At 71.5% G+C, this 18,141-nt stretch carries 17 protein-coding genes and 2 pseudogenes; 6 read left to right on the top strand and 13 right to left on the bottom strand.

What is annotated here, in order from left to right; all coding sequences use genetic code 11:
* Nucleotides 1-9 precede the first annotated feature (9 nt).
* Nucleotides 10-1,374: an N-acetylmuramoyl-L-alanine amidase gene (locus AB0L29_RS02725; protein WP_365822552.1), complete on the top strand. Its 1,365-nt coding sequence runs from the start codon at nucleotides 10-12 to the stop codon at nucleotides 1,372-1,374.
* A 40-nt stretch (nucleotides 1,375-1,414) separates the two neighbouring features.
* On the opposite strand, the gene AB0L29_RS02720 is transcribed toward AB0L29_RS02725, so the two are convergent.
* The 4 genes from AB0L29_RS02720 to AB0L29_RS02705 form a co-directional block, all read right to left on the bottom strand.
* Complete coding sequence (locus AB0L29_RS02720) at nucleotides 1,415-2,446, bottom strand: helix-turn-helix domain-containing protein (RefSeq protein ID WP_365822550.1); 1,032 nt, start codon at nucleotides 2,444-2,446, stop codon at nucleotides 1,415-1,417.
* 180 nt (nucleotides 2,447-2,626) lie between these two features.
* Complete coding sequence (locus AB0L29_RS02715; protein WP_365822549.1) at nucleotides 2,627-3,688, bottom strand: NAD(+)/NADH kinase; 1,062 nt, start codon at nucleotides 3,686-3,688, stop codon at nucleotides 2,627-2,629.
* Between the two features lie 23 nt (nucleotides 3,689-3,711).
* Nucleotides 3,712-3,969, bottom strand: a complete 258-nt coding sequence (locus tag AB0L29_RS02710; RefSeq protein WP_365822547.1) for a hypothetical protein — start codon at nucleotides 3,967-3,969, stop codon at nucleotides 3,712-3,714.
* Between the two features lie 268 nt (nucleotides 3,970-4,237).
* Nucleotides 4,238-4,780, bottom strand: coding sequence for a hypothetical protein (locus tag AB0L29_RS02705; protein ID WP_365822546.1), 543 nt, complete (start codon nucleotides 4,778-4,780; stop codon nucleotides 4,238-4,240).
* A gap of 558 nt (nucleotides 4,781-5,338) precedes the next feature.
* Between AB0L29_RS02705 and AB0L29_RS02700 the strand changes: the two genes are divergently transcribed.
* The 3 genes and pseudogenes from AB0L29_RS02700 to AB0L29_RS02690 all read left to right on the top strand — a co-directional run.
* Nucleotides 5,339-6,394 carry a YihY/virulence factor BrkB family protein gene (locus AB0L29_RS02700; protein ID WP_365822544.1) on the top strand — a complete coding sequence of 352 codons (1,056 nt, stop codon included), beginning with the start codon at nucleotides 5,339-5,341 and terminating at the stop codon, nucleotides 6,392-6,394.
* Between the two features lie 643 nt (nucleotides 6,395-7,037).
* Nucleotides 7,038-7,580: an NUDIX domain-containing protein gene (locus AB0L29_RS02695; protein ID WP_365822542.1), complete on the top strand. Its 543-nt coding sequence runs from the start codon at nucleotides 7,038-7,040 to the stop codon at nucleotides 7,578-7,580.
* Nucleotides 7,581-8,509: 929 nt separating this feature from the next.
* Nucleotides 8,510-9,102, top strand: a pseudogene (locus AB0L29_RS02690) (transposase family protein); the annotation flags it as partial.
* Between the two features lie 88 nt (nucleotides 9,103-9,190).
* On the opposite strand, the gene AB0L29_RS02685 reads toward AB0L29_RS02690, so the two are convergent.
* The 5 genes from AB0L29_RS02685 to abc-f form a co-directional block, all read right to left on the bottom strand.
* The gene (locus AB0L29_RS02685) at nucleotides 9,191-9,619 is read right to left on the bottom strand and encodes a VOC family protein (protein WP_365822540.1); all 429 of its coding nucleotides are present in this window, start codon (nucleotides 9,617-9,619) and stop codon (nucleotides 9,191-9,193) included.
* A 195-nt stretch (nucleotides 9,620-9,814) separates the two neighbouring features.
* Nucleotides 9,815-10,477, bottom strand: a complete 663-nt coding sequence (locus tag AB0L29_RS02680; RefSeq protein WP_365822538.1) for an erythromycin esterase family protein — start codon at nucleotides 10,475-10,477, stop codon at nucleotides 9,815-9,817.
* Nucleotides 10,478-10,568: 91 nt separating this feature from the next.
* Nucleotides 10,569-10,874: a hypothetical protein gene (locus AB0L29_RS02675; RefSeq protein WP_365822536.1), complete on the bottom strand. Its 306-nt coding sequence runs from the start codon at nucleotides 10,872-10,874 to the stop codon at nucleotides 10,569-10,571.
* A 38-nt stretch (nucleotides 10,875-10,912) separates the two neighbouring features.
* A complete protein-coding gene (locus AB0L29_RS02670; protein WP_365822691.1) occupies nucleotides 10,913-11,527 on the bottom strand; it encodes a CatB-related O-acetyltransferase in 615 nt (204 codons plus the stop codon).
* Between the two features lie 94 nt (nucleotides 11,528-11,621).
* The gene (abc-f, locus tag AB0L29_RS02665; protein ID WP_365822534.1) at nucleotides 11,622-13,238 is read right to left on the bottom strand and encodes a ribosomal protection-like ABC-F family protein; all 1,617 of its coding nucleotides are present in this window, start codon (nucleotides 13,236-13,238) and stop codon (nucleotides 11,622-11,624) included.
* 194 nt (nucleotides 13,239-13,432) lie between these two features.
* Here abc-f and AB0L29_RS02660 point away from each other — a divergent pair, with 194 nt between their 5' ends.
* The gene (locus tag AB0L29_RS02660) at nucleotides 13,433-14,044 is read left to right on the top strand and encodes a TetR/AcrR family transcriptional regulator (protein WP_365822532.1); all 612 of its coding nucleotides are present in this window, start codon (nucleotides 13,433-13,435) and stop codon (nucleotides 14,042-14,044) included.
* A gap of 159 nt (nucleotides 14,045-14,203) precedes the next feature.
* Here AB0L29_RS02660 and AB0L29_RS02655 read toward each other — a convergent pair whose 3' ends face one another.
* The 4 genes from AB0L29_RS02655 to AB0L29_RS02640 all read right to left on the bottom strand — a co-directional run bounded on the left by AB0L29_RS02655 (nucleotide 14,204) and on the right by AB0L29_RS02640 (nucleotide 17,505).
* Entirely contained in the window at nucleotides 14,204-14,995 is a 792-nt protein-coding gene (locus tag AB0L29_RS02655) for an ABC transporter permease (RefSeq protein ID WP_365822530.1), read from the bottom strand.
* Entirely contained in the window at nucleotides 14,992-15,993 is a 1,002-nt protein-coding gene (locus AB0L29_RS02650; protein WP_365822528.1) for an ATP-binding cassette domain-containing protein, read from the bottom strand. The genes AB0L29_RS02655 and AB0L29_RS02650 overlap by 4 nt, the downstream gene beginning before the upstream one ends.
* A 62-nt stretch (nucleotides 15,994-16,055) precedes the next feature.
* The gene (locus AB0L29_RS02645; RefSeq protein ID WP_365822526.1) at nucleotides 16,056-16,904 is read right to left on the bottom strand and encodes a DUF4097 family beta strand repeat-containing protein; all 849 of its coding nucleotides are present in this window, start codon (nucleotides 16,902-16,904) and stop codon (nucleotides 16,056-16,058) included.
* A gap of 82 nt (nucleotides 16,905-16,986) precedes the next feature.
* A complete protein-coding gene (locus AB0L29_RS02640) occupies nucleotides 16,987-17,505 on the bottom strand; it encodes a hypothetical protein (RefSeq protein ID WP_365822524.1) in 519 nt (172 codons plus the stop codon).
* A gap of 461 nt (nucleotides 17,506-17,966) precedes the next feature.
* Between AB0L29_RS02640 and AB0L29_RS02635 the strand changes: the two are divergent.
* Nucleotides 17,967-18,089, top strand: a pseudogene (locus AB0L29_RS02635) (IS110 family transposase); the annotation flags it as partial.
* Nucleotides 18,090-18,141: the final 52 nt, after the last annotated feature.

Below are 18,141 nucleotides of genomic sequence, written 5' to 3'. Positions count from 1 at the left end.
AGCCCCCACATGCCCTCCGCACCTCCCCTCAGACGCGCACGTGCCGCCCTCCTCGGAATGGCCCTGGCCACCAGCCTGGTCCTGACCGGTCAGCCGGCCGCCGCCACGCACCCCTCCCCGTCGGCCGCGGCCTCCGTCAACGACGCCTTCGCGCGGGCGGCACGCGCCTACGACGTACCCCGCGATCTGCTGGTGGCCGTCGCCTACGCCGAAACACGCCTCGCCGACCACCGCGGCCGGCCCAGCCAGGACAACGGCTTCGGGATGATGCACCTGGTCAGCAATCCCGCCCGGCACACGCTGGAACAGGCCGCCCGGCTCACCACCGCCACGGTCGCCGAACTGAAGCACGACCCCGCGGCCAACATCCGCGGCGGGGCCGCCGTACTGCGTGCCATGGCCGACGAGTCGGGTCTCCGCGCCGCCGGCCGGCACCGCCTCGACGCCTGGTACCCGGTCGCCGCCCGCTACGGCGCGCCCGGCAGCGACACGGCGGGCCGCCTGTACGCGGACGCGGTCTACGACGTCCTGGAGCAGGGCGTCCGCGCCCACGTGGCCGGCGGCGAGGAGGTCCGCATCGCCCCGCACCGGGTGAACCCCCGGCGCGGGAAGTACGCCGAGGCCGCCGCGGAGGGACTGGCCGGCGCCGTCGACTATCCGCCGGCGCTCTGGTCCGCGGCCTACGCCGGCAACTACACGGCCGGCCGCAGCTCGGCCGTCACCACGGTGGTCCTCCACGTCACGCAGGGCTCCTACGCGGGCGCCATCAGCTGGTTCAAGGACCCGGCCGCGAAGGTCAGCGCGCACTACGTGATCCGGTCCTCCGACGGCCAGGTCACCCAGACCGTCCGGGAACGCGACACCGCCTGGCACGCCCGCTCGGCCAACCCCTACTCCGTGGGCATCGAGCACGAGGGCTACGTCAGCACCCCCTCCTGGTTCACCGACAGCATGTACCGGTCCTCGGCCGCGCTCACCCGCCACCTCACCGACAGATACGGCATCCCACGGGACCGTGCGCACATCGTCGGCCACAGCGAAGTGCCCGGCAACGACCACACCGACCCCGGCCCGTACTGGGACTGGTCGTACTACATGAGCCTCGTACGCGGGGAGGGCGGCGGCACCACGTCGTTCCCGACCTGGGGCGCGGACGTGAGCATCCGCCGGCAGGCGACCACCGACTCCACCCGCGTGGCCACCCTGCCCGGCCCGACCACCGTGCGCGTCGGGTGCCAGGTCCACGGGCAACTCGTCACCTACGACGGCCACAGCAACGACGCCTGGTCCTACCTGCCCGACTACGGCGGCTACATCTCCAACATCTTCATCGACGTCCCCGACGCCTGGCTCCCGGGCGTCCCGACCTGCTGAGCCCACCCCGGCGGGCGGATGCCCCGCATCCGCCCGCACCCTACGGTGTGTCCGGCGACGCGCCGGGGGCGGTCGCCGGCTCAGGGGCCGTTCCTTCCAGCAGCGCCCGTCCCAGGGCGGTCCGGCGGTGCAGCACCCGGTTGCCCTCCCTGCGCGTCACGACGAGCCCCGCCTCCCGCAGCACCGCCGCGTGCCGGCTCGCGGTCGACGGCGCGAGCCGCAGCGCCGCGGCCAGCGCCGTCGTCGTCATCGGCCTGTGGAGCAGTTCCAGGAGTTGCGCACGCGAGGTGCCGATCAGCTGCGCCATGGACGGCCTGCCCGCCCCGGCGCGCAGCCGCGGCAGCCAGCCGGGGTCCGGGGGCACCGGGTACACCAGAACCGGCGGCAACGTCTCGTTCACCAGGGTCAGCGGGGCCCGTACGCAGAAGAAGCCCGGCACCACGGTGAGCGTACGGCCGCGCAACCGCATCAGCCGGGCTTCCGGGTAAGGGGCCGCGAGGCGCGTGCCGTGCCACTGCCAGCCGGGGAGCTCGGTGTAGCTGGCGAGCAACCCCTCGGCGCCGCCGCCGAGTACCGCCTCGGCGCGCCGGGCCCGGTCCTGTGCGACCCGTGCCCCGATCGCGCCCAGGTAGGGCGACACGGCCACGGCGTGGTACCGCCGCAAGGTGGTGCCGAGCCAGCGCAGGGCGGCCGGGTCCCCGGTGGCCACCCAGCGCACGCTGCGCGGCACCGGTCCCCGCAGGTCCGCGCAGAGCCGGGTGAGTTCGGTGACGAGTCTGCGCCGGGGTGTGGACATCACCCGGTCGATGCCGTGCTCCAGACTCGCCTCGCCGGTGCCGGGCGTGAGGAAGTCGGGGAAGTAACCCGAGGCCGGGCACAGCGGCATCAACGCCCGGACGTCCTCGGTGAGTCCCTCGCGGTGCAGGGTCGCACGCACCTCGCGCCGCCACGCGTCGTACACCAGTGACTCCTGCCTGTTCTGCAGCAGGTGCAGGCTGAGCGACACGTCCCACAGCGGATCCGTTCCGCAGGCGACACGTAACCGAGCCAACGCCCCTTCGTCGAAGTCCACTTGCAGCACCGTGCACGCACCCCCTGAAAGGGCCACGACCGTCGCGGAATCGGTGGCCACTATAGTGAACACCCGGTCGCGTCAAGGGCCGATCGGACAGCGGCAGCCGCCGTCCCGGCAGGCCGCCGCGGCCCTGGCCGTCCGGCTCCGCCCATGATCGCCCGGACAAGTCCCGCGCGGTCAGGGACCGTCCGGGACCGTCAGCAGTGCCAGATGGGCGAGGTCCCCGGGCGGAGGCGTGGTCACCGACCAGAGCGGCGCCGGGGTTCCGTCGGCGACCGCGGCCGGAGCGTCGGTCAGGTTCATCCGCTCGCGCAGCCGGCCGTAGAAGTCCGTCGGCCCCAGCCGGACGGCCCGCAGCCGGCGCTGGGCGGCGTACACGCCGATCCAGTCCCCGGGGTCGAGCACGCCCCGCAGCTGGCCGTCGATGCTGACGGCGGCCCCTCCCGACCGTTCCAGCAGGCGCAGCCCGATCGGCTCGTCGGGGGCTGTGACGACCGACCGGTCGAAGGCCATGTGGGGGGCGACCGGCGTGAAGACGAGCGCCTCCGCGCGCGGCGAGACGACGGGCCCGCCGGCCGCGAAGCTGTAGGCCGTCGAACCGGTCGGTGTGGCCACCAGCAGCGCGTCGGCCGAGTAGGACGCCAGAAGCCGGCCGGAGACGTAGACCCCGACCGACACCTGGCGGTCCCGGGAGAGCTTCTCCAGGACGATGTCGTTGAGCGCGGTCACGCTCAGCGGAATGCCCCACTCGTCGTCGACCTCGCAATCGGAGCGCACCTGTGGAGGCGGCAGGAGCGGTCCCCGGCCGTACCCCATCAGGGCTTCCATCTCCGCCGGCACCTCCAGGCGGCGGGAGGCGCGCAAGGTGAGCAGCATGCGGCTGTCGATCCTGATCCGGTCCTCGCGGACCGCGTCCAGCGCCGAGCGGACCGCGGACACCGACGTCTCGGTGAGGAAACCGACCCGCCCCAGGTCGACACCCAGCACCAGGGCGTCGTTCTGGGCGGCCAGGCGCGCACCGCGCAGGAACGTACCGTCGCCCCCCAGGGTCACGATGAGGTCGGGATCACCGGCGGCGTCCACCTCCTCGCGGGCGGTGCGCCGCCCCCCGTCGTGCCACACGTCGATGTCCGTGCACCGCACGGTGTGCTCCTCGCACCACGCGCGGACCACTTCCGCCGCCTCCAGGGCCTCCGCGCGCCCGCCGTGCACGACCAGGCCCAGCCGGTTCACTGTCACATCTGCCTCCTGGACGTGCGTGGTCACCGGGTGGCCACGGTGTGCAGCGTCCTCCGTGCCCCGCCGTCACGGGCGCAGGCGGTGGCCGGTCGCAGTCCCCGGTTCGCCCGGGTGCCGTCCGCCGTGGCATCCGTGACGGTCCGCACGGCGAGACGGGCGGTGTCGCCCGCGGTGCCGGGTGCCGTGTCCTCCCCGTCCGTCGCGTGGTGGACGGAGCACCCGTCCCGCACCTGGGAGATCCAGTCGGCCTTCGGCTGCACATAGCCGGTCACGCCGGTCATATCGGTCAGGGTAAAGCCGTCGTCGAGCATAGTCGTCGAGAGCCTCGGTGTCCCCCTGGCTCATGGCTTCCCACTGGCTCCGGCAAGAACCGTTGATCAGGTGGCCGCGCCTGTCCGCTCGCCGGCCGGACCGTGGGAAGGGGCGGTCGCGGCCGCGGATCGTGTCGGATGAGCCGCGGTCGCCGACCGGGGCGTGCCTCCCGAGCCGGGAACGAAGCCGGCCGAGGGCCGGCCGGACGACGGCCGGACGCACTGCCGGCCGGCCCCGCTACTGGCTGGACGCACCGTTGGCCGGCCCGCTGCCGCCCTTCGCGGTCGGCGGCTTCTCCTCCTTCGCCGGGCAGTCCTCCGCCAGCTTCACCGTTCCGAAGTCGAGGGTGGTGTCGGTCGACGTCGCGGTGCCGGCCTTGACGTTCTGGCTGCACACCTTCCAGTTCCGGTCGAAGGCCTGCATCCGGTCCCGGCCGAGCGCGTCGTGCGAGGCGAGCCCGTGGAAGCCGGCCTTCTGCGCCTTGTCCTGCGCGGATTGCAGGCCCATGCCCACGAAGTCGGGAACGGTCGCCTTCCTGTCCTCGTCGGCCGCGGGCTTGTCGACCTTCACCGGCTTCGCGCCCTCGTCCCCGGCCGGCTTGGCGGCGGCGGTCTTCGTGACGGTAACGGTGGGCTGCGGCTCGGCCTTGCCGCCGGCGCCGGTCTCCTCCCGGTCGCTGCCGCCGGAGGTTCCGATGCCGACGCCGACGAAGAAGACGAGGGCCGCGGCCGGGAGGGCGACCCGCTTCCGCGCCCGCCCGGGCCTGCCGGGCGGCGTCATGGACGGCGGTCCCGGGTAGGGCGGCTGGGCAGGCGGCGGCCGGTTGTACAACACGCGTTTCTTATGGGTCAGTTGGCGCCAGATGACCGTAAGGGGTGGGATGCCCCGGCAAAGCGGCGAGGAGGGGGAAGTGGCGCAACCGCGACCAAAGCGTGAACGTTCAACGATGCTGGCTGAGTGGCCGTCGGGTCGTCACTCCCGCGCGAGTGGGCCCTTCTGCCTCCAGTGCGCCAAGGCGCTGCGCGGTTCCGGCACAGCAGAGGTCGTTCGGCGACGCCTGGACGACGCCCCGCCGCTGGAGGACATCCGACGGGAACGGGCAGGCGCCGTCCGGCAGGTTCGGCGCCGGCAGCAGCGGTACGTGGATCTCGACAACCGTGGTGGGCACGGGGTCCGTCCCGCCTCGGCACCTTTGCCCCCCTCAGCCGGGGATGAGCCGCGTCAGCAATCCGGACGAGGCGGGAAAGGGCTCGTCGGGGGCACCGGCAGGACCGGGCAACCGGGCCGGTTTCCGATCCCGCAAGCATGGAGGCCCGGCCGGAGGTTACTCCGGTTGGTATGGCAAGAACGTCAGATGCTGAGCAGGAGGTCCGGCGCGGTCCGGACACGGGTGGGCACGAGCCGGAGACGGTCGTGGGACCGGACGCCGAGGTGGAGGAGCGAGCTCCGGACGAGCCGACGAAGCTGCCGAAGCGGTCCTGGTGGGCGGTGCTGAAGGGCACGGTCAAGGAGTTCAACGACGACGAGCTGACCGACCGGGCGGCGGCGCTGACGTATTACGGGGTGCTGTCGCTGTTCCCGGCGCTGCTGGTGCTGGTGTCACTGCTGGGGATCGCGGGGAAGTCGGCGACCGATCAGGTGCTGGAGAACCTGCAGAAGCTCGCGCCCGGATCGGCGCGGGACATCATCAGCGACGCGGTCCAGCAGCTGCAGGGCAACGGCGGCACCGGTTCGATCATGGCGATCATCGGTCTGCTGCTGGCGGTGTGGTCGGCCTCCGGGTACGTCGCGGCGTTCATCCGCACCGCGAACGCCGTCTACGACATGCCCGAGGGACGCCCGGTGTGGAAGGTGCTGCCCGTGCGGGTCGGCGTCACGGTGGTGCTGCTGGTCCTGGCCGTGGCCAGTGCGCTGATCGTGGTGTTCACCGGCGGGATCGCCCACCAGGCCGGCTCCGCGCTGGGGATCGGGGACACGGCGCTGACGGTGTGGTCGATCGCGAAGTGGCCCGTGCTGGTCGTGCTGGTCACCGTCATGATCGCGATTCTGTTCTGGGCCACACCGAACGTGAAGGGCCGCGGCTTCAAGTGGGTCACCCCGGGCAGCGTGGTGGCGCTGGTGATCTGGCTGATCGCCTCCGCCGGATTCGCGTTCTACGTCGCCAACTTCGCCTCCTACAACAAGACCTACGGCACCATGGCCGGCGTCATCGTCTTCCTGGTGTGGCTGTGGATCAGCAACATCGCCATCCTGCTGGGCCTGGAGTTCGACGCGGAGATGGCCCGTCAGCGTGCCATCGCCGGCGGCCTGCCGCCCGAGGAAGAGCCCTACGTCCCGCCGCGCGACACCAGCAAGTGGGACGAGGAGGACCGCCGTCGCGTGGACGGAGCCTGACGCACGGCGCGCAACGGCCCTCGGACATGGCCGGTGGTCCATGGAGGGGATGACATAAGGAGCCCGCCTGTGGTGCGGTGCGGCCACTGCCACGGAGGCCAGGCCCGTGGCAGTGGCCCAACTGGTCCCCGACGGTGTGTGCGGGCGGCTCGCCGCCGGCTCCGCGACCCGGCCCGTGAGGCCCACGCCATCCTTGAGGACCGATCGTGAAACCGCGTGAACACCGGCGTTCTGCCGGTCGCTCCGCACCGTAGGACATCCGGCACCGGCAAAGGGGACGGCAAGACGTTCGGCTCTGTCCCACATTCGGCGATGACGGTAGGTCATGACGACGACGGACAGACCATCGGTTGCAAAACCGCAGGCCTACGCCCCGCAGCTGGCGTTCCCCGGAATCGACCGATCGACTTTGTGTCTGGTCGTGGGAGTTCTACGCGACAAGGTCGGTGACCCGGCGTAATGTCGCCCGCCTCGAAGCATCAAGGCCAGAGCGCCACCGCGCTCTCTGTAGGTAGAGATAGTCAACGTTCACTGTCCGTTACCACCGAATGTGCGGCAGAGCCACGCGTTGACAGTCCCCGGTGCGAGCCAGCGCGAATACCCGCTGGCTCTGCCACGAGCGCCCCCTGAGATCGTGTGTCCCATGGGTGAACTGGTTGACCGCGTCGATGAACAGGATCAGGTGCTGGGAGTCGTTGACCGAGCCGAGGCGATTCGTCAGGGTTGGCTGCATCGCATCGCCACGATCGTGTGCCGCGACGAAGGCGGACGGTTCCTCGTCCACCGCCGACCGGACGATTCCTCCCGCTTTCCGGGCCAGTACAACTGGATGCTCGGGGGTGCCGCTGATGTCGGCGAGTCGTACGAGGACGCAGCAGCCCGAGAACTGTCGGAGGAGCTGGGGGTTCATGCCGCCCCGCGCTTCGTGCTCAAATTCCTGTGCGCGGGCGCTGTCAGCCCTTACTGGCTGGGACTGCACGAGGTCGTCATCACGACGCCCATCCGGCCGAGTATCGAGGAAGTCGCCTGGCACGGCTGGCTTACCCAGACGGAGCTCGAATCCCTTGTACGGCAGCAGGAGTTCGTTTCGGACGCCCGCGAGGCATTCGATCGGTACCGCAACCTGAGCCGGACGGAGCGGCCCTTGGGTCAGGGCCCTCATCGGCCCTCACCTGTGGGTTCTTAATGGTCAGCACGTCGGTGTTGGTGAACTCACGGACTTTGGAGTTCATCCGTCCGTTGCTGTCCCGGCCGAGTCGGGGACGCGGCCGGCAGCACTCACGGCGGCGAAGCAATGGGGGCCACGGTGGAGGGGCCCCGAACGAGACGCACCGCTCTCGGGGAAGGTACTTCAAGGCCAGCGGTCTCCACGCGGACAAGGCCTGCGACGTCTCCCCCTTGCACGGGTGGCTGCGTGGCAAGCGGGTCGGCGTACGCATCGCCCGCGAGGGAATCGGCTTCAGCGAATGGCTAAAGGGCTGTCCCGCTGCTCCGTCCCGGACAGCCTGCGGGGTTGGAGCCCTGGGGCGATGGGCCGATGCTGGATGCGGCTTCCTGGCTGTCAGCGACCGTAGCTGCTGGCATGATGATGTCCATGTCCACGTACCGAAAGGCCGATGCCGCGTAAGCGGCCCGGCGCGCTGCGCACAGAACAGTCCCTCCGTGTCGCGTGGAGCTTGCCTCCAGACCGGATCCACGGCCTCTCCGCCCGAACCAGCGACGCGATAGATCGAGTAGAGAGACTCTCGGGCGACCACTACATCTACCCCGGCGCCACCGACCGTGCGCTGCGGCGGTATCGAGCGTTTCTGCAACCACCGGGACGACGGCCCCTTTATCCACAGGATGCGGAGTGTTCGTGCCGCGGCTGTTCCTTCGACGACGTGCGGCACGCCCGTGACGTGCTTGAAGAGGTCCTGCGGCAGTTGCCTCGTAGGGCCTGCGCCGAACTTGGACGCCGAGTGCGTGTCCTGGATGCCAGGTACGTCGAGCGCACGCTGCCGGATCCGTTCGCCACTCATCGGCAGTGGCGTTCTGACCGCTGGTGGCGGCGCCGTCTGGCCGGCGGCCGGGAAGCCGGCTGAGGAGCCCAAGCTGTGGTGAGACGATCAATGTGTGGCTGGTGCGATCACGGTGTCGCAGCCGTCCTTGATAGACCCGTTCACCGGGCTGATCCCTCGGCAGTTCGGCAAGCTGGTCACCGCACTGCGGCGCGAGGGCGCGGGCCCGGTGCGCACGGGCCGGCCCTGGAGCCTGCCGCTTCAAGGCCGGGTGTTGCCGGTCGCCGCGTACTGGCGCACGAACCTCACCCTGCGCCAATTGGCGCCACTGTTCGGGGTGTCGAAGCCGGCCGCGGACCGCATCGTCGACGGCCTCGGCTCGTCGTCGCCGTCGGCCGGCCAGTCACGGGCAACCGCAACGACTGCAAGGCGTGGGAACCGTCCGGTGTGAAGGCCGCGACCGGCCGGGCCACGGTCATCGCGGACGGCGGATACCGCGAGGCACCGGCCTGATCATCCCGCACCGCCGTGAACACGGCCGGACCGAACCGTGTGCTTGGGAAGGAGGAACACAACACCTCCCACCGCAGGGTCCGGGCCCGCGCCGAGCGCGTTCCCGCGCGGATGAAGGCCTGGAAGGTCCTTCGCGACCGCCGTCTGAAGGGCGACGGCGTTCACACCGCGATGCCCGGCATCGCCCGGCCGCACACCCCCACCCTCACGGAGCGACTCCCGCTCGACACGAGACCGGAGAGGTCAAGGGAAGGCGGTTCCCGCCTCCCCGGCTCGAGAATGCTCAGTCAAGACAGAACTCGTTGCCCTCGATGTCCTGCATGGGAATGCACGCATCGTTGCCGTCATACAGCGTTCGCACGTGTACCGCACCGAGCGGGACCAGTCGCGCACATTCGGCCTCAAGTGCGGCGAGGCGCTCCTCACCCACGAGTCCGGTGGCGACCCGCACATCAAGATGCAGCCGGTTCTTGGCAGCCTTCCCCTCGGGGACACGCTGGAAGTACAGGCGCGGGCCCACACCTGTGGGGTCGACGCAGGCGAACCATGAATCCCGCTGCTCAGGAGGCTGCGACTGCTTGTAATCGTCCCAAGTGGCAAACCCCTCCGGCGGCGGCGGTACGACGTACCCCAACACCTCGCACCAGAAACGAGCCAGGCGCTCAGGCTCTGCGCAGTCAAAGGTGACCTGGAACTTCCTGATCTCTGACATCGAGGCACCGTACCAGGGCGGACTCTGCCGCTCCACCCATTTCCAGGTGGGTGCGCCCGCGCCCCCGCCGCGCTCTGGGCCACCTTGGACGCCGAGCGATCGAACCGGACCTGCCACCAGAACGACGCGGCCCTGGCGGCGCAGTTCACCGGTGGCCCCAGGATGCGGTCCTGACCCACCGCTCCCATGCCAAGGTCAGTCACGGGGCAGCCCTTGAGGGTCGGACATCTGCTGTCCATTCTCATGAACACAGCCACCTGGCCGACCGGCCACCGCGGGCTCAACCACCGCTGCGGACGCGGTCCCCGCACCGGCCTGGTCTTCCCGGCTTGGCCGCAGCCCTGCGCTGCTGCAAGCGACTCGTCCGCCCCACCACACGGGACACGGTCTTGGCCGGTGGAGGGTTACGGGTTCGAAGCGCTCCAGGTGCCACAGGACCGACCCGGCCATGTAGACGTCCCGGGCCGAAGTGTCGGCGGTGAGTCCTCTTCCGGCGAAGAGGTCGGCCATGGCGCGGAAGGTGTGGTCGGCGTGGCAGGCGCCTTCGAGGCGGCGCAGGGCGATGTCGTAGCCGTGCTGGTCGCCGCGGGAGACGTACAGCGGTTCGAGGGAGCGGAATCGGATGAGCAGGCGCGTGAGGGCCGCGGTGAGGGCGTCCTGGTCGGCGGTGGTCAGGCGCGCCCACGCGGGTGCGGCCACGGCCCCCGAGCCGCCGGCGAACGATTCGGCGATGCCCATCGCTGTCCGGAGCACCGGCAGAGCCTCGGGATCGGTCCGGCGCAGGTAGTCGGCGACCGGAGCCAGGGCGGGGAGCAGGGATCCGCCGGCAGCGGGGATGTCGATGCCGGCGAAGCGCACCGGTGGTGAGGCTGTGCGGTTGTGCCGGCGGATTCAGCGCAGCGGCTCGTCGAGTCCCACGGGGATCGCCGCGGCGAGGTGGGCCGCGAGATCACCGTCCGTGCCCTCCCCGCGGGCCCAGGCGTCGAGGGGGGAAGCCTTCGCTGAAGCCGTATTCGAAGGCCAGGGCGGTGAAACCGCAGCGTTCGGCCAGGAACCGCAGGATGCGCCGGCGCATGAGCGCGAACTCGCCGATGAAGTGGGAGTGCTCGCCGATCGCGACGACGCGCGCATCGCCGATGATGCCGCGCAGCGGCTCCAGGTCGTCGAGCGGCGCCTCGGGGTCGAGGCGGGTGAGCGGGACGGCATGGTCGCGGAGCCAGTCGGTGAACGGGTCGGGGCGGGGCTGAGCAGGCATGCCGGCGGCTCGATTCCGGGTGCTGGAAGGTGGGTGGATCATCGGTGCGGGGACGCGGGCGCCGCGTTCTCCAGGTCGTCGATGCTGCCGGACATGATCGTGCGGAGGTGTTCGGTGATGTGCTGGAGCGGCCAGTCCCACCAGGCCAGGGCCAGCAGGCGGTCGATGTCGGCGTCGCTGTGACGGCGGCGGATGAGTCTGGCCGGGTTGCCGCCGACGATCCCGTAGTCGGGGACGTCGTCGACGACGACGGAGCCGGAGGCGATGATCGCTCCGTGGCCGATGCGGACGCCGGGCATCACCGTGGACCGGTAACCGAACCAGACGTCGTTGCCGACCACGGTGTCGCCCCGTCCGGGCAGGCCGGTGATGAGGTCGAAGTGCTCGGCCCAGGAACCGCCCATGATCGGGAAGGGGAACGTCGAGGGGCCGTCCATGCGGTGGTTGGCGCCGTTCATGATGAACCGCACGCCCTCGCCCAGCGCGCAGAACTTCCCGATGACCAGCTTTTCCGGCCCGTAGTGGTACAGCACGTTGCGGGTCTCGAAGGCGGTCGGATCGTCCGGGTCGTCGTAGTAGGAGAACTCCCCGACCTCGATCAGCGGTGAGGTGATCAGCGGTTTCAGCAGCACCACACGCGGCTGCCCGGGCATCGGGTGCACCACGGTCGGGTCGGCGGGCACGGTCGGCGTCACCGGTCGTCTCCTTTCGGCAAGGGGTGTGCGCGGGCTTCGGGGCTCTGGGGCGTCAGGCGTCGGCGGGCGCCGTTGCCGGCCGCACGGCCAGGTGGGTGCCCTGCCAGCGCCGGCGCAGCCGGCGATCGTGGCTGACGACGACGAGGGTGCCGTCGTAGTCGGCCAGGGCGGCTTCCAGGTCCTCGACCAGGGCGGGCGACAGGTGGTTGGTGGGTTCGTCGAGCAGCAGGACCTCTGACGGCTCGCTGAGCATGCGTGCCAGGGCGAGACGCTGCCGCTGTCCGGTGGACAGCCGGCCGACCGGTACCGGGAACTGCTCGCGGTCGAACAGGCCGAGGGACAGCAGCCGTTCGGCGTGCCCGGCGGCGTCTCCCGCCCGGCCGCGTGCGAAGGCGGCCAGCACGGTCTCGTCCGGTTCCCCGGGCTGCGGGTCCTGGGGAAGGTGGCCGATCCTCCCGCGACGGGTGACGCTCCCGCTGTCGGGCGCGAGTTCTCCGGCCAGGACGCGGAGCAGGGTGCTCTTGCCCGCTCCGTTCGGCCCCGTGATCAGCAGGCGCTCGCCCGCCGTGACGGTGAGGCTCGTGCGGTCGAGCCGGCCGGCGACGGCGATGTCTGCGGCGTCGAGCACGACGCCCCGCAGGCGACGGGCCCGCAGGACGGGGGTGAAGCGCAGCGGCTGCGGCGGGGGCGGGACCGGATCCGCCAGGAGGCGGCGCAGCCGTTCCTCGGCGTTGCGCACCCGGCTGGCCAGCGACTGCTGCACCCGGCCGCCCGCCCGGTCGTAGGCCATCTTGTTGCCGTCCTTCATCGCACGGCCGGGGGCCACCTGGCGGGCGGTGGTCGCGGCGGCCTCGCGGAGCCGGTCGACGTCGGCCCGCCACCGGTCGTGTGCCTGGGCCCAGCGCCGCCGGGCCGCCGCCTTCTCGGCGAGGTAGCCGGTGTAGCCGTTGCCGTACCGGACGACGCGGCGCCGGTCGGCGTCCACCTCCAGCAGGCTGGTGGCGACACGTTCGAGGAAGATCCGGTCGTGGGAGACCGCCACCGTGGTGCCCCGCCGGGTGCGCAGGTGTTCTTCCAGCCAGTTCAGGGCGTCGTCGTCGAGATGGTTGGTCGGCTCGTCCAGCAGCAGCACCTCGGGCGCGGCCGCCAGGAGGGCCGCCAGTCGCAACCTGACCTGTTCTCCGCCGGACAGGCTGTCCACGGTACGGTCACGGCCCACCGGTCCCAGGCCGAGGCCGTGCAGGGCGCGTTCCACGCGGGCGTCGGCGTCGTAGCCGCCGCGCAGTTCGAAGGCCGTCATCAGTTCGCCGTACTCAGCCATCCCCGACTCGTCGCCGTCGGCCATCGCCGCCTCCAGGCGGCGCATCCGCCCTTCGAGGGCGCGCAGGTCACCGAGGGCCCGGTCGATGAGCTGCTGGACGGTGGTCCGCGGCTCCGGCCGCTCGTCCTGGGCGAGATAGCCGACGCCGCCGGCGGCCTGGACGACGACCTCGCCCTGATCGGGCCGTTCACGTCCGGCGAGCAGGCGCAGCAAGGTGGTCTTGCCCGATCCGTTCTCACCGACGATCCCGGTGCGCTCGCCCGCGGCGAGCGAGCAGGTCACCGAGTCAAGGACGAGCCTGCCGTGGAAGGACTTGCTGACGGCGAGCGCGGTGATCTGTGTGGGCATGGGGACGCTCCGAAGCATTCGAGGACGAGGCGGCCGTCAGGGGCCGCGTGGCCGGGCGAACGTTTCGGAAGAGCATCGAAGACTCCACTAGTGCGACAACTGTTGCTTTAAGATGCTGTCACGATGCCGTCCCCCGAGCAACCGAATTACCGGCGATGACTCCCCCAGCTCCACGCCCAAAGGACGTCCGGCCCGTGCCACCGACCCGGCGCCGCCCCGGCGGCCGTACCGCCCGTATCCGTACGCAGGTGCTGGACGCGGCCCTCGCGGAACTCGGCGAACACGGTTATGACGGGCTCACCATGGACGCCGTCGCCGCCCGCGCCGGCGTGCACCGCGCAACGGTGTACCGGCGCTGGGGAGACGTCGGCGGCCTGCTCGCCGACGTTCTCGACGCGGCGAGCGACGACGACTGGCAGCCGCCGGACACCGGCTCGCTGGAAGGCGACCTGACGGCGCTGAACCAGGAGATCCAGACGGCCCTGACTGCGCAGCCACCGATCGTGGCGGCGCTGATCGCCGCCTCGTTCCGCTCCGAGAAAGCCGCCCGTGCCCAACAGCGGCTCTGGGAGGACCGGTACGCGCGCTGCGAGATCATCGTCAGCCGGGCCGTCCGGCGCGGCGGGCTGCCCGCGCACACCGACGCTCGGCGACTGCTCATCGCCGCCACCGCGCCGCTGTACCACCAGCTGGTGCTCCTCCGCACGCCACCCGACCCGCGGCTGCCCGGCCACGCGGCCAGGACCGCCGCCCTCGCCGCGGCCGCCGGCGCCTTCACCGAGCCGCCGTCAGCGGACGGCGCCTGAGGGGGACTTCACCGGTTCCACGTCGGCGACGTTGTCCGCGTCCCCGGCCCGGCAGGCTACGGACGCGGACGGGGCGGCGTACGCCGACGCGGTGCCGGAGTACGCCGCCCTCGAGCGGAGCGAGCCGCGGGAAGCCGCGCCTGCGGCCGACCCGGCCGGCTACTTCGGGTCGCGGTTGAAGACCGCCTTCGACCAGACGTAGCCGAGCACGGTCAGGCCCAGGCACCAGGCGAGGGCGAGCCACCCGTGGTGGCCGATCCCGGTGCCGAGCAGCAGCCCGCGCAGGGTCTCGATGGCGGGCGTGAACGGCTGGTACTCGGCGATCGGCCGGAACCAGCCCGGCATCGCGTCGAGCGGGACGAAGGCGCTCGAGATGAGCGGCAGGACGATCATCGGCAGCGCGTTGTTGCTGGCGGCCTCGGCGTTCGGGCTGATCAGGCCCATGCCGACCGCGATCCAGGTGAGCGCCAGGGCGAAGAGCGCGAGCAGCCCGAGCGCCGCCAGCCACTCCAGGGCCGTGGCGTCGGTGGAGCGGAAGCCGATGGCCACGGCGACGGCGCCGACCAGGACCACGCTGGCGACCGACTGCAGCACGCTGCCGACGACGTGCCCGATGAGCACCGAGCCGCGGTGGATCGCCATCGTGCGGAAGCGGGCGATGATGCCCTCGGCCATGTCGGTGGAGACGGACACGGCGGTCCCGACCACGGTGCCGCCGATGGTCATCAGCAGGATGCCCGGGACGAGGTAGGCGAGGTAGGCGGAGCGGTCGGCGCCCGCGCCGCCGATGCCCGCGCTCATCGCGTCGCCGAAGACGTAGACGAAGAGCAGCAGCAGCATGATCGGCGTGAGCAGCAGGTTCAGGGTGAGGGAGGGGTAGCGCCGGGCGTGCAGCAGGTTGCGGCGCAGCATCGTGGAGGAGTCGCGCACGGCGAGGGAGAGGGCGCTCATCGGGCATCTTCCTTCGGCTGGTGGGGGGCGGCGGCGGGGCCGGTCAGGGCGAAGAACACGTCGTCGAGGTCGGGCGTGTGCACGGTCAGCTCGTCGGCCTCGACGCCGGCCGAATCCAGCCAGTCCAGGAGGGCGCGCAGCTCGCGCTGGCTGCCGCCGCTGGGGATGTGCAGCGCCAGCGCCTCGTCGTCCCGCTGCACTTCGCGCAGCGCGGCGGCAGCGGAGCGGTAGGCGGAAGGGTCGGTGAAGCGCAGGCGGACGTGCCCGCCGGGGATCAGCCGCTTGAGCTCCTCGGCGCTGCCCTGGGCGGCGATCCTTCCGTTGTTGAGCACCGCGATGCGGTCGGCGAGCTGGTCGGCCTCCTCCAGGTACTGGGTGGTGAGGAAGACGGTGACGCCGCCGGCGACCAGGTCGCGGATGATCTGCCACATGGTGTGGCGGCTGCGCGGGTCCAGGCCGGTGGTCGGCTCGTCGAGGAAGATGATGCGCGGGTCGCCGACCAGGGTCATGGCGATGTCCAGGCGGCGCTTCATGCCGCCGGAGTAGGTGGCGGCGGGCCTCTTCGCGGCCTCGGCCAGGTCGAAGCGCTCCAGCAGCTCGGCGGCGATGCGCCGCCCCTCGCGCCTGGGCAGGTGGTGCAGGTCCGCCATGAGCAGCATGTTCTCCTCGCCGGTGATCAGCCCGTCCACGGCGGAGAACTGCCCGGTGACACCGATCGCGGCCCGCACCCCGTCCGGTGACGTGGCGATGTCGTGGCCCGCGACCTGGGCCTGCCCGCCGTCGGCGGTGATGAGCGTGGAGAGGATCTTGACGACGGTGGTCTTGCCGGCGCCGTTCGGGCCGAGCAGCGCGAACACGGAGCCGGCCGGGATGTGCAGATCGATGCCGTCGAGGACGGTCTTGTCGCCGTACGCCTTGCGCAGACCGACGGCGGAGACGGCGGCGGGTGACTGCGGACCGTCACCTCGCCTGGGCGTGGGCATGACAGATGAAGGCATGGAGCCCTCCCGTTCGAAGGGGGAAGTGACTGGGGTGAGGGGCGAGTTGGCGGGGCGGGTGCTCAGCCCCGGGCGCGGCGGATGTCGATGTTGCCGTACCGGGTGCGGGCGCGGACCTTGACGGCGTCCTCGGTGTTCTCCGGGGTCTCGGACACGGTGAGCGTGTTGCGCACCTGGCCGGAGCCCGAGTGGACGTCGAGCCAGGCGGCCGTTCCCTCGCGGATGCCGACCTCGATGGCACCGTAGGAGGTCTCCAACTGGACGGTTCCGCGGGCCACTTCGCCCACGCGCAGGGTGCCGTGGGCGGTGGTGGCGGTGACGGAGTCCTCGGCGCGCGCGATGTCGATGTCGCCGTTGGCGCCGCTGATCCGCAGTTCGCCGGTCGCGGTGCCGACGGTCGTGGTGCCGTGCGAGTTCTTCAGAACCGCGGGGCCGTCCACGAGGCCGACGCGCAGGCTGCCGGAACTGGTGGTGATCTCGGCCATGCCCTCGACCCGGTCCACGGTGATCGAGCCGTGCGAGGCGGTCAGCTGCAGCGGCCCGGTCGCATCGAGGCGGACGTCGCCGGAGGAGGTCTTCACGCGGACCTCACCGAGCCTGCCCTCGCCGAGCACCTGCGCCCAGGCGCCGGTCAGGTCGATGTGCGAGCCCGTGGGCAGTTCGACCGTCACGTCGACGGTGCCGGTGCGGCCGAGGCCGAGCAGATTGGGCTTGGGCGTGCGGACGGTCAGGGCACCGCCCGCGTACGCGACCTCGGTCTGGTCGGCCGCCCGTACGTCCTGGTCCTTCTTCGGGTCGCGGGGGCGCACCTCGACGACGGTGTCGGGGCGGTCGCTCGCGGTGAACTGGATGGAACCGGCCTCCACGCGCGCGGTGGCCGAAATCGGTTCGGGAGTGTCGAAAGAAGGCATGGCTGTCCCGTCCTCTTGGGTCTTCAGGGCGTCCCCGCTGGTGGGACGTGGTGTGGGTGAAGGGATGCGGGCGGGGGTGCGGCTAGCGCACCCAGCCCGTGAAGCTCTGTCCGACGCTCTGGGCCTTCTCCGTCGGCCGCGGCCGGGCCCCGCCGCCGACCGCGGCCGACACGGCCCGCACCAGCCACGCGTTGACCGACAGGCCCTCGCGGCTCGCGGCCTCCTCGGCGCGCGCCTTGAGGTGGGCCGGCAGACGCAGGTTGACGCGGGCGGTGCCGCCCTCCTCCCCGTCGGCCGGAGCCGGGGTCATGAGCGGTTCCACGGGCGCGGCCGGCTCCGCGGCGGTACCGCCGTCGGTGGGTGGCGGCGTCACCACGAAGTCGGGGTCCAACCCGCGCAGCCGTACGTCGACCGAGCCGGGGGCGAGCTCGCGGGTGATCTCGTCCATCGCGGCGGAGAGCACGTTCAGCAGGGTCAGCCGGGCCGCCGACTCCAGCGGAGCGGTGAGCCGCTCGGCCAGCTCGCGGGCTTCGTCCCCGCCGGCTTCGGCGGCCACCGCGAGTTCACGGCGGAGGGTGTCGACATACGGGGTGAGGTCCATGACGCCATCATGGCACCATGATGGCGTCACGCGCAAGACCAGAGGGCGCTCCTACCGAACAAGCTCGATCATGATCGCTCTGACCTGCGGAAATACAAAGAGGACGATCCGGCTCACGGTGGCACCATGACCGCCCATACACCTCTGAGGGCACAGAGTGGCGCCGCGTGGCACTGGATGGCACCATGCGACGCCATGTGATGCCACGCGACGCCTCGACAAAGCGGTCGCCCTCGAAGCGGTACGACCGACGTGCGACGGGGACCGCTGCGTCAAGAGGCTCTTGGAAGGCGAGGCACCGATCGAGGGACCTCGGACGGTCAGCGCCGAGCCGAAGGACGCTCCGGCGAGCACGCTGGGCATTCGCCGCGCCGTGTTCGCCGTCGACGGCACCGAGGACGTCGTCGTCTGCCTGCGCGCTCACGCCCGGCGCCTTGCGCAGTCGGCGGACGGACTCCGGGCAGACCGCCGTGGTCCCGGGCACCGGCACCCTCGGCATCGTGATCCCGCCCCTGGCCCGCTCGCCCACCGCCGTCCACGAACAGCGTCGGACCCCGGAAGCCCGGATCGAGGCCCTGCTCCACTAATCCCACGTCCTCCGGGTGACGGCCGCATGAACCAGTCCCCAAGCGGGTC

The organism is Streptomyces sp. NPDC052701, assembly GCF_040678355.1.
GTDB lineage: Bacteria > Actinomycetota > Actinomycetes > Streptomycetales > Streptomycetaceae > Streptomyces.
The sequence above is the reverse complement of the archived record's forward strand: the minus strand, read 5'-3'. Positions and strand labels throughout refer to the sequence as shown.